Origin of the sequence: Marinobacter lipolyticus, assembly GCF_018424605.1 — a bacterium.
In the GTDB taxonomy this organism is placed as follows: Bacteria; Pseudomonadota; Gammaproteobacteria; order Pseudomonadales; family Oleiphilaceae; genus Marinobacter; species Marinobacter lipolyticus_B.
The window spans coordinates 163681-176429 of the sequence record NZ_QTKT01000005.1; the positions used below are offsets into that span (position 1 = coordinate 163681).

At 59.1% G+C, this 12749-nt stretch carries 9 protein-coding genes; 6 read left to right on the top strand and 3 right to left on the bottom strand.

Annotated elements, in window-relative coordinates; all coding sequences use genetic code 11:
* Positions 1 to 26 precede the first annotated feature (26 nt).
* Complete coding sequence (locus tag DYI22_RS09320; RefSeq protein ID WP_213477791.1) at positions 27 to 770, top strand: Nif3-like dinuclear metal center hexameric protein; 744 nt, start codon at positions 27 to 29, stop codon at positions 768 to 770.
* 189 nt (positions 771 to 959) lie between these two features.
* On the opposite strand, the gene DYI22_RS09325 is transcribed toward DYI22_RS09320, so the two are convergent.
* The gene (locus DYI22_RS09325) at positions 960 to 1406 is read right to left on the bottom strand and encodes a YhcB family protein (RefSeq protein WP_213477792.1); all 447 of its coding nucleotides are present in this window, start codon (positions 1404 to 1406) and stop codon (positions 960 to 962) included.
* Positions 1407 to 1649: 243 nt separating this feature from the next.
* Between DYI22_RS09325 and zapE the strand changes: the two genes are divergently transcribed.
* The 5 genes from zapE to DYI22_RS09350 all read left to right on the top strand — a co-directional run bounded on the left by zapE (position 1650) and on the right by DYI22_RS09350 (position 10792).
* Positions 1650 to 2747, top strand: coding sequence for a cell division protein ZapE (zapE, locus tag DYI22_RS09330; RefSeq protein WP_228300947.1), 1098 nt, complete (start codon positions 1650 to 1652; stop codon positions 2745 to 2747).
* 71 nt (positions 2748 to 2818) lie between these two features.
* Positions 2819 to 4003, top strand: a complete 1185-nt coding sequence (locus tag DYI22_RS09335; RefSeq protein WP_213477794.1) for a thiolase family protein — start codon at positions 2819 to 2821, stop codon at positions 4001 to 4003.
* A 569-nt stretch (positions 4004 to 4572) separates the two neighbouring features.
* A complete protein-coding gene (locus DYI22_RS09340; protein ID WP_213477795.1) occupies positions 4573 to 6426 on the top strand; it encodes a DUF1302 domain-containing protein in 1854 nt (617 codons plus the stop codon).
* A gap of 33 nt (positions 6427 to 6459) precedes the next feature.
* Positions 6460 to 7821 carry a DUF1329 domain-containing protein gene (locus DYI22_RS09345; protein WP_213477796.1) on the top strand — a complete coding sequence of 454 codons (1362 nt, stop codon included), beginning with the start codon at positions 6460 to 6462 and terminating at the stop codon, positions 7819 to 7821.
* Between the two features lie 274 nt (positions 7822 to 8095).
* A complete protein-coding gene (locus DYI22_RS09350; RefSeq protein ID WP_213477797.1) occupies positions 8096 to 10792 on the top strand; it encodes a helix-turn-helix transcriptional regulator in 2697 nt (898 codons plus the stop codon).
* 15 nt (positions 10793 to 10807) lie between these two features.
* On the opposite strand, the gene DYI22_RS09355 is transcribed toward DYI22_RS09350, so the two are convergent.
* Both DYI22_RS09355 and DYI22_RS09360 read right to left on the bottom strand, forming a co-directional pair.
* Entirely contained in the window at positions 10808 to 11743 is a 936-nt protein-coding gene (locus DYI22_RS09355) for an acyltransferase (protein WP_213477798.1), read from the bottom strand.
* Positions 11744 to 11767: 24 nt separating this feature from the next.
* Entirely contained in the window at positions 11768 to 12694 is a 927-nt protein-coding gene (locus tag DYI22_RS09360; RefSeq protein WP_213477799.1) for a glucosaminidase domain-containing protein, read from the bottom strand.
* Positions 12695 to 12749 lie beyond the last annotated feature (55 nt).

The window sequence follows — 12749 nt, forward strand, 5'->3', positions numbered from 1 at the left end:
AAAGTCTGAAGAAAGGCGGAGACTGCATGGCACACCGCAACGAAATTCTCAAAACCATCGAGCAATGGCTCCAGCCAGAAAACTTCCAGGACTATTGCCCCAACGGCCTCCAGGTCGAGGGCAAAGACGAGATCAAAACCATCGTCACTGGCGTCACCGCCTCCAAAGCCCTGATTGATGCCGCCATCGACGCCAACGCGGATATGATCATCGTCCACCACGGCTACTTCTGGAAAGGCGAAGATCAGCGTATCCAGGGCATGAAACGTCAGCGCATCAAACAGCTCCTCGACCACGACATGAACCTGGTCGCCTACCATTTGCCGCTGGATGATCACCTGGAATACGGCAACAACCGCCAACTTGCCGATGTTCTGGGAATCCAGAACCCGCGACCGCTCGGTGGTTTGGTGTGGGAAGGCGAACTCCCACAGGCGATGAGCCCGGAACAGTTTGGTCAGGAGATCTCTGAAAAGCTCCATCGGGAGCCACTATGGGTGGGCGAGGGCAAGCCGCAGATCAAGCGGGTAGGTTGGTGCACCGGTGCGGCGCAGGGCTTTATCAATATTGCTCTGGAAGCGGGGCTGGATGCCTATATCAGCGGGGAAATCTCAGAACCGACGACGCATACCGCGCGCGAATGCGGCATCCACTACTACGCGGCCGGTCATCACGCAACGGAAAGATACGGTGTGAAGGCGCTGGGGAAGGCGTTGGAAAAAGAGTTCGGGGTAACTCACCGGTTCATAGATTGCGACAACCCGGTGTAACGATCAGAGAGGCCTTGGGGAAGCTAACGCCAGAGGTTGGGCGGTTGGCTGGTTTGTTCCTTCCAAAACTGTGCGGAGCCATGGATGGCGGAGCCCAAGCGTCACATGGATGTGCTTGAGCGTGTTTTGGAAGGAACAAGCCAGTCAGCCGCTTCACAAAATGTCGAGGGCCAGACGGCCCAAGCTGAATCAGGCCTGAGAAGTAGAGGGCTTGTCGCCCTTCTTGAGTCCGAAATCCTCGGCCAAGGTACCCTTGTCTTCTGGGCCAGCCTTGGGCGCATAATCACGGGGCGGCTCTACGCCACTGTCGCTGGTACCCTCGAGACGGGCGCGGGAGGCTTCCTGCTCCAGCTCATCCATCCAGTCCTCATCATTGCACAGCCGGTTCGCACCGCGCGCCATGTGCTGATTCACATCGCGATAGGCATCGTTGAAGCGACGTAAAAGGTGAGCGGATTCCATAAAGTGCTCATTCACCTGAGCCTGGTAGCGGGTGTACTCACTACGCAGTTCTTCAATCTGTTGCTCCACGCGCCGCTGGCGGAGATTGGTCGTCTGCCCCGAGCGACCCACCAGTACGCCGATGACAACGCCAACAACCAGTGCGGCAATGGCTGCCAGAATCAGGTTCGTCATAAGATATGTCGTCCTTTAACAAGATGAAGAGCTCAACTCTTTGACGGAGTATAACGTTCCAAGTCGCCTGCGCCCATCCGCAAAGCCTGCGCCAATCGTCGTATTGCATCGTACAGCCATCCCGCCGGCGGCGGCATCCACCGTCGGGCCGGCGCTGGCGTGGCGTAAACGCCGAAAATCGGCCACAATACGCCGCCGTAAATGAACGTCCACACTTCGGGAACAGCCTTGATGACCGCTCAAATGACCCCCTGGCAACGCTACCAGCAGGATCTCGAACGCCCGGAATTCCAGAAAGACCCGGCCCAGGCCGATGCTGTCCAGCGACTGCAGTCACTTTACGACAAACTGGTGGCGGCCGAAAGCGAACGTCAGACCGGTTTGGCAAAACTTCGCAGAAAACTGAAAAAGGGCAGGCAGGAGCCGGTCAAGGGACTCTACTTCTGGGGTGGGGTAGGCCGCGGAAAAACCTACCTGATGGACACCTTCTACGAATCGCTGCCGTTTGATCGCAAAATGCGGGTGCATTTCCATCGCTTCATGCAGCGCGTTCACCACGAACTCAAATCCCTGAAAGGGGAAAAGAACCCGCTGGATCTGGTGGCGAAGAAATTCGCCGACGAAACCCGGGTGATCTGTTTCGACGAATTCTTCGTCTCCGACATCGGCGACGCCATGATACTGGCCACGCTGATGGATGGCCTGTTCAGTCGCGGCGTTTCCCTCGTCTGCACCTCCAACATCGTTCCGGACGGCCTCTATAAAGATGGTCTGCAGCGCGCGCGCTTCCTGCCGGCCATCGAACTGGTGAAAAAATACACCGAAGTGGTCAATGTCGATGGTGGCGTGGACTACCGTCTGCGTACCCTCGAGCAGGCTGAGCTGTACCACTTCCCCTTGGACGATGAGGCCGACGTCAGCCTTCGTCGGAGTTACGATGCCCTTGCGGTCGAAGCCGCCAAGCACAGCAAAACCATGGAGATCAACGGCCGCAAGATTCCTGCGATCGCTCACGCCGACGACGTGGTCTGGTTTGATTTCAAGGATGTGTGTGACGGCCCGCGTAGCCAGAATGACTACATCGAGCTGGCCCGCCAGTTCCACGCCATCATCATCAGTAATGTCCCGGTGCTCGGTGGTGACAAGGACGACCAGGCTCGTCGTTTCGTCAACATGATCGACGAGTTCTACGACCGCAACGTCAAAGTCATCATCTCTGCAGCGGCGGCCATCACCGAGCTCTATGCCGGCGGCCGGCTGAGCTTCGAATTCGAGCGGACCGAATCGCGGCTGCTGGAGATGCAGTCCCGGGAATATCTGGAAGCGGCGCACAAGCCGTAGTGCGGATCAGCGCAGCGTGACCCGACCAATCGACCAAACAAACACGTAACCAATCAAAGAGAGATTCAGTTATGAGCACAGACAACGTAGTGATCGTCAGCGGCGTACGGACCCCCATGGGCGGCTTTCAGGGCAGCCTGGCAGACGTCAGCGCTCCGGAACTCGGCGCCATCACCATTGCTGAAGCGGTAAAGCGCGCCGGACTGCAGCCGGCGGATGTGCAGGAAGTCATCATGGGCAACGTGCTGCCCGCCGGCCTCAAGCAGGGTCCGGCCCGTCAGGCCATGCGCAAGGCCGGTCTGCCCGACCACACCGGTGCCACCACTATCAACAAGCTGTGCGGCTCTGGCATGAAGGCCGCCATGTTCGCCCACGACCTGATCAAGGCCGGCAGCAACGACATTATGGTAGCCGGCGGCATGGAAAGCATGTCCAACGCTCCCTATGTACTCCAGGGTGTGCGCAAGGGTTACCGTATGGGGCCGGGTCAGGCACCGCAGGACCATATGTTCCTGGACGGCCTTGAAGACGCCGAGACCGGTCGCCTGATGGGTGCCTTCGCTCAGGAAATGGCGGACAAGAAGGGATACACCCGTGAAGAGATGGACGAGTACGCGATCACGTCCCTGACCCGCGCCAAGAAGGCTATCGAAGAGGGTCTGCTGAAGGACGAAATCATTCCGGTTACCGTGAAGACCCGTAAGGGCGATGTGGTGGTGGAAGACGATGAGCAACCCCACAACGCCAATATTGAAAAGATTCCGAGCCTGCGCCCGGCGTTTGCCAAAGACGGTACCGTGACTGCGGCGAACGCTTCCTCCATCTCCGACGGCGCCTCGGCGCTGGTGCTGATGCGCGAATCCGAAGCCGAGAAGCGTGGTCTCAAGCCGCTGGCCCGCATTGTTGGCCACAGCACGCAGTCTCAGCATCCCTCGGAGTTCACCTGTGCCCCGGTTGGCGCTATTGAGACGCTGTTCGCCAGGACTGGTTGGAGCAAGGAAGATGTCGATCTGTTCGAGATCAACGAAGCCTTTGCCATGGTAGCCATGATGCCAATCCGCGAACTGGGCCTGGACCCGGAGAAAGTGAACATCCACGGTGGCGCCTGCGCCCAGGGGCACCCGGTGGGTTCTACTGGCTCCCGTCTTCTGGTCACCCTGATGTACGCGCTGCAGCGCTACGGCAAGAAAAAAGGCGTGGCAGCGCTGTGTATTGGTGGTGGCGAAGCGACTGCGATGGCTATCGAGCTGCTGTAACCTACGGATCTTGGTGTTTTGGGGAGGGGGAAATCTCTCTCCAAAACACGCTCCTTCGGCACATCCATGTGACGCTTGGGCTCCGCCATCCATGGCTCCGCACAGTTTTGGAGAGAGATTCCCCCCTCCCCATCAAGCCTTGAGTTACCTTCAAGCGACTTGCAAGAAGACCCTTTCTTAGCAGGGGCGCAAAGGGGCGCTTTTCTCCCCGGGAAAGTCGGAGGCCATGGATGGCCGGAGAACAAGCGCACAGGGATGTGCTTGTAGCGTTTCCCGGGGAGAAAAGCGCCCCTTTGTGCTTGCACCCAAGTTAAGGATGCTGACGCCGCGGAAAAGGGGTCAATAAACAAGGTGGTTGCATTCAATTTTGTTGTCTATAGTGATTCTGTGCGAGGGAACCCGGCGGTTAAAAAAGGGTGTGAAAGCAAAATCATACTTTTGACTGATCAAAGCGCCCGAGGGCGTTAGCTATAGTGCCAACATCACGAGCACTGTGCATGAAGCCTCCAAACATCGTGAACACCAATAATCAGAGCAGCGACTCAGAACAACAATGGAGTAGCCTTCCAATGACAAGAAAAACACAACAATGGCAGCAGTGGACCAAATTGCCGCTGGCCGTAGCGGTTGCAGCCGGTATGTCCGGTCAGGCAGCTGCCTATTCGTTTTACATGGGGGACGTAGAAGCCCAGTTCAACACCACGCTGTCATACGGCGCTACCTGGCGGACACAGGAGCGTGACCGTCGCCTGATCGCCCAGGGTAACCTCGGTCCTGAATTTGCGAACACCACCGTTGGCGCTTCAACCAACAACTACGACGACGGCAACCTCAACTTCGAAAAAGGCGATGTGGTTTCCCACGTGGCCAAAGGCAACAGTGAACTGTTCCTGAACTACAACGTTGACGGCCAGTACCTGACTCGCGTCGGTGGCCTGTTGCGTGGCCGCTACTGGTACGACTTTGAACTCAAAGACGGCGACCGCGCCGTTGATGACGTAGGCCAGCAGCGTGAACTGAACGACGAAGCCAAAGACAACGCCTCTGGCGGCGAAATCCTCGACGCCTACGTATTCTCCGACTGGTACTTCGGTAACGTGCCGGTCAGTTTGCGCTACGGTAAGCAGGTACTGAGCTGGGGTGAGAGCACCTTCATTCAGGGTGGCATCAACGTAATCAACCCGGTCGACGTGCCGGCTTTTCGTGCGCCCGGTTCCGAGCTGAAAGACGCTCTGCTGCCGGTTGAAATGTTCTACATGTCCGCCGGTGTGACCGAAAACGTCACCGTGGAAACTTTCGTGCAGGCCGATTGGGAGCCTGTTCGTCCGGATGACTGTGGTACTTTCTTCTCCACCAACGACTTTGCCGCCGATGGATGTGGTCCGGTTCTGCTGGCCGGTCAGTTGCCCGATTCGCAGGCTCTGGCGCAGGGCTTCATTGCGCCGCGTCTGGGCGACAAGGAAGCGGATTCCCGGGATCAGTTCGGTGTGGCACTGCGCTGGTACGTGCCTGCGCTGAACGATTCCGAGCTGGGTTTCTACTACATCAAGTACAACAGCCGTCTGCCGTACGTCAGCGGTACCGTGCGTGACGACCGTGAAGGTGAGCGTTTCCCGTCCTACTTCATCGAGTACCCGGAAAACATCAACTTGTACGGTGTCAGCATCAACACCACCACACCGGGTGGCTGGTCGCTGGGTGCGGAATATTCCTTCCGCGACAACATGCCGATCCAGTGGAACGCGTTCGAGCTGATCTACGGTGGCCTTCAGCAGGTCAACCCGGAAACCGGCGAGCCGGCCAGTTTGCTGCAGGTCCAGCGTGAAGAAGAGGCGGGCGGTGCGGATCTGCGCGGCCAGGAAGTGGAAGGCTACGACCGCTTCAACGTTTCTCAGGCGCAGTTCACCCTGATCAAGTTCTTTGACCAGGTAATGGGCGCCAGCCGTCTGTCGCTGATCACTGAATTCGGCGCGACCTACGTTCACGATCTGCCGGACCAGGACGAAGCCCGTTACGGTCGTTCAGGTACCTTCGGTATCGGTGAGCTGCCGGGCGGCGCCTGTGATGGCACCGGCGCAACCGGTGCAGCTCTGAACATCAACGCCAGCTACTGCACCCAGGATGGCTTCGTGACAGACTTCTCATGGGGCTACCGCACCCGTCTGGTCTGGGATTACCCGAACGCCATCGCAGGTATCAACCTGTCACCACAGCTGGCGTGGAGCCATGACGTGGAGGGCTATGGTCCGCAGCCGGGTGGTGCGTTCAATGAAGACCAGAAGGCAATCGGTGTATCGCTGCAGGGCGTCTACCAGAACAAGATTACCGGTAACATCGGCTACACAAACTTTTTCGGCGGCAAACCGTATAACGAGTTGACCGACCGTGATTTCGTGAGTGCGAGCGTTTCCTACTCCTTCTGAACCGGAACGAATTCGTTTAACGAGGTAATTTAAATGAAACTGAACAAGAAACTACTGGCCTCAGGTGTCATTGCCGCAACTCTTTTTGCGGGCAATGCCTTCGGCGCAGTATCCGCAGAGGAAGCGGCCAAACTTGGCGATTCCCTGACCCCGATGGGCGCGGAAAAAGCCGGTAACGGCGGTGCCATCCCGGCGTGGGATGGTGGTCTGACCGAGGCGCCGGCTGGCTACAACAATGATGGCATTTACATCAATCCGTTCCCGAACGACGAAGTGCAGTTCACTATCGATCAGAGCAACGTCGACGAATACGCCGACAAGCTGTCCCCCGGGCAGGTCGCGATGATCCGCAAGTACGACGACTACAAGATCCCGGTCTACCAGACCCGTCGGACTGCGGCCTATCCGCAGTCGGTGATGGACGAGACCGTAAAGAACGCGACCAGCGCCGAACTGATCAAGGATGGCAACGGTATTGCCAACTATCAGGACGCCACGCCGTTCCCGATTCCGAACAACGGTGTGGAAGCTATCTGGAACCACATCACCCGCTACCGTGGCGGTTCTGTACAGCGTAACGTGGGTCAGGTAACACCGACCGAGGGCGGGGCTTACAGTGTGGTCAAGTTCCAGGACGAACTGACGTGGCGCGCCTATCTGGAGGACTACGCTCCGGATGAGGATCCCAACGTTCTGTTCTACTTCAAGCAGGCCATCACTGCGCCGGCCCGTCTGGCGGGTAACGTACTGCTGGTTCATGAAACCCTCGACCAGGTCGCCGAGCCGCGTCGTGCGTGGGTATATAACGCCGGTCAGCGTCGCGTCCGTCGTGCCCCGCAGGTTGCTTATGACGGGCCGGGTACAGCGGCCGACGGCATGCGTACCTCAGACAACTTCGACATGTTCAACGGTGCCCCGGATCGCTACAACTGGGAGCTGGTCGGCAAGAAAGAGATGTACATCCCGTACAACTCTTACCAGCTGGTCGATCGTGACCTGTCCTACGATGACATCATCAAGGCAGGCCACATTAACCAGGATCTGACCCGGTATGAGCTGCACCGCGTGTGGCACGTGCGCGCCACCCTCAAGGAAGGTGAACGTCACATCTATGCCCAGCGTGACTTCTACATTGATGAAGACACCTGGCAGGCCAGCGTGATCGACCATTACGATGGCCGTGGCGAGCTGTGGCGTGTTGCCGAAGCCCACGCCATGCAGTTCTACGATCAGGAAATCCCCTGGTACGCCATCGAAGTTCTGTATGATCTGCTCTCTGGTCGGTATCTGGCCCTGGGCCTGACCAACGAAGAGAACGACCCGTACACCTTCGGTGTCGAGCGTAACTCCCGCGAGTACACGCCTGCGGCCCTGCGTCGCGCCGGTACCCGGTAAGACGACGCGTTCGGCTGGAAGCGGCGGGCTCAGGCCCGCCGCTTTTTTTGTCCTCAGAAAACCCTCTGATACGTCCGCGCTGTAAATTCGACACCGCAAAACAGTCTGTTACGTCAAAGTTTTGCAGCTTACCCCGCATTTGGTTTAACCTCTCTCTCATACTAAAGGCGTACCCGAAGACGGTACCCGCAGAAATGTGCACAGATTGCATTTTCCGGAAGCGCAGCGGCCTGACAGGGTGCTGCCCGTGATCCGGACCTGAACGGGGCGAAGTGTGAAACCATTTGATGATGGCAGTGCCGCCAACGATGAGTTCCAGTCAGTTGCCACCGGCGGATATCGTGGGGAACTGGTCAGAGATCTGTTACGCCAGCGGGTGCGGATTCCGTCTCCGCCCTCCGATGATCTGAAGCGTCCGGCTCTGAATGCGCGCATCCAGGCGGCTCTGGAACCTGGCTCGGTCGCCTGTCTGGAAGCCCCCAGCGGGTACGGTAAATCGCACGCACTGCTAGCTGCGCTTCACGAGTCAGGCCGGCCCCAGGAATCGGTGAAATGGATTGCCTTCACCGCCCAGGATAACGAGCCCTCGAGGTTGATGACCCTCCTTGGCATCGCCCTCGATCCCCGGGCGCGCTCCGACAATCTGCATTTCCCGTCCTCCATGGACCACAGCGAAGCCCTGTCGCTGCTGTTGGCCGATGACTACTGGCGACACGAGGAACGAAACGGCGTTCTGGTCCTCGACAACCTCGGTTGCCTGAGTCATCCCGTGGTGGTTGAACTGCTCGAGCAGGTCGTCACCGACTTGCCGAAAGGCCTTTCCCTGGCTCTGGTATCTCGCAAGCCCCTGCCGTTCCAAACTCACAAGTCGGAACTGGAAGGTCGCTTTACCCGCTTTGGTCCTGAATCGCTGGAACTGTCGAGGCAGGAAACCTTCGAGTTTTACAGTCGCGCGCTGGCCACCAGTCAGCTCACTACGCTGGCGGTTGATCACCTTTACTCTGTCACCGACGGATGGATCACCCCGCTGGCGCTTTATCAGCGCGAGCTGTCGGCGCTGGCGGAGTCACGGGTGCCGATTCAGGAAACCACCAGTGTCGAGCGCTTTCTCCGGGATTCGGTGATGGCGAGGCTGACACCTCCCCAGCAGCGGGCATTGCGTGTCATGGCGGAGATGGACCTGATCTCGGACGATCTTTTCGGTTGTCTGGCCGATCATTTCTGCGACGCGGGCTTCCGGCCTTCGGTGGCCGCCGAGGCGGGGCTACCCCTGCGTTCGCTGCCGGGGCGGGGGCGCTGGTTTCGCCTCAACCCGCTGCTACATGAATGGCTGAGAAGCTCGTTTCTGGATGGCGCCGCAGACCGGGCGCTGGCGGCGAGCCGATGGTTCAGTCAGCGTAACCAGTTGCCCGAGGCCCTTCGTTATGCCCTGATGTCGGAGGATGCAGAAGAGGCCGTGCGGATTGCGTCCGAAGGCTCGGAAGCCCTGCTGATCGGGCAGGATACGGCATCCTTGCTGCGGTTGCGTCGTTCGCTGCCACTGGGGTTGCTTGAGCAAAGTGCGCGGCTGCGGGTGGTATACAGTTGGGTACACGCTATCGGCGGTCAGTTCCGCCAGGCGAGAGCACTGCTTGACGGTTTATCGGAGGCCGATAGAGAGGCCATGTCCGGTCGCATCAACGCGCTACGGGCGTTCATCCTCCGTGGTGAAGGGCAGGTGGAGCAGGCCCTGGAAGTCGCCGATCAGGCGCTGACGGCCGAGGCGCTGTCTACCCAGGGGCAACTGGTGACCCAGATTGTACGCTCAAGCGCCCTCTGTGCCGCCGGCCGGTTTGCCGAGGCGCGGGAAGCCAATCGCGCTACCACACGCCTGGCCCGGGAGGCGGAGGATTCGGGCGCGGAGATTCTGGCGGTGTACGCCCACGCGCGGATCGAACTTGGCAAGGGCTCTCTGAAACACGCGGAGCAGCTGCTTCGCACCGGCCTTGATACGGTGATGAATGAAGCGTCGCGACCCACCCGAGTGGGCGAAACCCGCCTGCAGCTGAATCTGGTGCTGGTGCTCTGGCATCAGGGTCGCGAAGCCGAGGCGGATCGTCTGCTGGTGACCTGCGGGCGGCACGCTGAACAGACCCGTGATCTCGGCTTGTTACTGGCGATGGCGCTGCGGGTGCTGATCTGCCGTACCCAGGGCCGTCTGGAAGACGCGTTTGTGTGGATCGGGCGGGCGGAGCGCACCATGCACGCCTGGCAAGTGGACGAATCGGTGTATTTTCCCGTGTTGGAGGCGCTGAAAGCCAGTTGCTGGTTGGCAACCGGCAACATAGAAAGCGCCAGCCATGCTATGGAGCGGTTGTTACCCTACCGCGCCACCGGTTGTGTCCCGGAACTGATTCCAATGATGCCGGGCTTGCTGGATTCCCTTCAGGTTCGCATCGAGCTGGCCCGCGGCGATCATCTGAAGGCTGCAGACACGCTCAGACAAGTTCGCCTGACTGGCAGTCGGGTCACCCCTTTTGCGGTGGATCTGCATCTCAGGCTGCTGGAGAGCATGGTGGCTCTGCGTGAGAAAGGTGTCGGGGCTGCCCAGAAGCTGTTGTCCCAGGCGGTAAGCCTGGCGTCGCGGGAGCATTTCATCAGCCCCTTTGCCGAACTGCGCTCGGAAATGAGCGAGCTGATGGAAAAAGTCTACCAGCATCTGCCCGAAGGTGAGTTCACCCGTGCCCTTGGGGAGCTTTATGGGCTGTCGGCGGCCAAGGTCAAGGCGGCGCCTCTGGCGGAACCCATCAGCGACCGTGAGCAGGGGGTGCTGGAGTTGATTGCCAGGGGTCTCTCCAATCAGGAAATTGCCGACAGGCTGCATATCTCTCTGCACACGGTGAAAACCCACGCGCGTCGAATCAATGCCAAGCTGGAGGTGAAATCCCGCACCCAGGCGATCGTACGCGCCCGGGAGCTGGGACTGCTCTGAACCAAGCAAGTCGGGTTACGCTTCGCTAACCCGACCTACGGATCTTTGCTTGCCTTCGGTTTCTTTCTTCAGGGCATCAATGCGGGCGTCTTTCTCCGCCCACAGCTGGCTGACCCAGCGCTGGAAATCGGTCCGCACTTCGCGGCTGCCTTCGTAATCCATACCCAGAAAACGCGCTGGAATCTCACGCACCTGAAGGTCGATCACAATGCGCCCGGTGCGCCCGCACAGGAAGTCCCAGAATCCCGAATGGCCATCCGGATACACAATGCTGACATCCAGCATGGTGTGCAGCATGTCACCCATGGCGCCAAGTACGAAGGCAGTGCCGCCGGCACGGGGTTTGAGAAGGTGCTGGTAGGGGGATTTCTGGGCCGCGTGCTTGGCCGGCGTCAGACGCGTGCCCTCCATGAAGTTGAAGATAGTGACCGGTGTGTAACGGAACTTCTCGCAGGCTGCCTGGGTGGCGGCGATGTCCTTGCCCTTGAGCTCCGGGCGGCGGGCAATCTGCTCCTTGGTGTGGCGATGCATGAACGGAAAGTCCAGCGCCCACCAGGCGACACCGAGAAACGGCACCCAGATCAGCTCCTTCTTCAGGAAGAACTTGAGCAGGGGAATCCGGCTGTTCAGAACGTACTGGATGGCCGGAATGTCGGCCCAGCTCTGGTGATTGCAGGTGACAAAATACCAGTGCTCGCGGCTCAGGTTGTCCGCGCCGCGGACGTCCCATTCGATGCAGTGGAGCAGGTCCAGAAAACGGTTATTGAAGCCAATCCAGATAAACGCAACGCCGTTCAGGGCGCGGGTGCAGAGTTTACGGACCGGGGTGACGGGTATCACCAGTTTCAGTAGCGCAAATAGCATCAGCACCGGAAACAGGGTCAGGGTGTTCAGTAGAATCAACAGCACCGCCAGAGATCCCTTCAGCGGTGCGGGCAGGAAATTGAGCATGTTCGATCGTCCCCGAATAAGGCGTCAGTCGGCCTGGTCTTGCTTGCGACGCGACGGCAGCAGGCTGGCTTCATCGGTGGTCGAGGCCAGTTCTTTGAGTGTCTCGCTGTCGCCATCGCCGACCGTGTCATTGAATGCGAGATCAAAGTAGCTGAGATTGTTGTAGCGGATCATGCTGCGGATCTCTTCTACATAGTCTTCGCCGCGTTCGGAATAGCCGATCAGGCCCGCGGCCAGTGCAGTGCCGGCTGCCAGCTCGCCGTTGTCTCGCGCCCTGATACGGGCCTCGCGCAGTTGCTGGTAGGTGGGGTGGCGATTCAGGTTCTGGATGTAGGCCCGCACTGATCGGTAGGGGGAGGCAAATTTCGCCACTTCATGGGTGGCGCCTTCAACGCGCCCCAACGGAACCAGTCCACAGCCTTTGGAGAAACACCATTGGCCGAACAGATTGTTGCCGCGGGTAGCAAAACGGGAGGTGCCCCAGGCGGATTCGTTCGCCGCCTGCGCCAGCACCAGTGATGGCGAAATGACATCAAGGCGTTTGCGCAGGCGTTCGAACAGCTCCGGACTGCCCGGCTCTTCGTCCACCCGCAGGCGCTGAGCCTGGTCTTTCAGCCACTGGCGTTCGGAGTCGCTCAGGGTTTCCTGCTGGGACAGGGCATCCAGATACGCCCGTTCGATCAGAATGCGGGAGTTGGCCAGAACGATGCGTGGATACAGGAACGAAAAGAAGGCGGCCTTACGCTCGGTGCTGTCACGGTAGCGGGAAAAATCCGGCAGCTTTGCGCCGGCCCATGACGGCAGTGAAGGGAGGGACGACAGAACCAGCTCAGAGCCATCGTCGTCGCTGTCACCGTATGTGCTGTCTGGATCCGGTGTGTGAAAAATGCCCCAGACTGCAAAAACCACCAAAGGGAAAACCAGCGAAAACGCCCGGATACCTGCCGACATACAACCTCTCGTTACATTCGATATGACTTGAATTATAACAGGTTATACGTGGGCA

Bases quoted from the DNA above. Each gene is read 5' to 3' on its own strand.
- DYI22_RS09320 (WP_213477791.1), top strand. From the start codon at position 27: ATGGCACACCGCAACGAAATTCTCAAAACCATCGAGCAATGGCTCCAG.
- DYI22_RS09325 (WP_213477792.1), bottom strand. From the start codon at position 1,406: ATGACGAACCTGATTCTGGCAGCCATTGCCGCACTGGTTGTTGGCGTT.
- zapE (WP_228300947.1), top strand. From the start codon at position 1,650: ATGACCCCCTGGCAACGCTACCAGCAGGATCTCGAACGCCCGGAATTC.
- DYI22_RS09335 (WP_213477794.1), top strand. From the start codon at position 2,819: ATGAGCACAGACAACGTAGTGATCGTCAGCGGCGTACGGACCCCCATG.
- DYI22_RS09340 (WP_213477795.1), top strand. From the start codon at position 4,573: ATGACAAGAAAAACACAACAATGGCAGCAGTGGACCAAATTGCCGCTG.
- DYI22_RS09345 (WP_213477796.1), top strand. From the start codon at position 6,460: ATGAAACTGAACAAGAAACTACTGGCCTCAGGTGTCATTGCCGCAACT.
- DYI22_RS09355 (WP_213477798.1), bottom strand. From the start codon at position 11,743: ATGCTCAATTTCCTGCCCGCACCGCTGAAGGGATCTCTGGCGGTGCTG.
- DYI22_RS09360 (WP_213477799.1), bottom strand. From the start codon at position 12,694: ATGTCGGCAGGTATCCGGGCGTTTTCGCTGGTTTTCCCTTTGGTGGTT.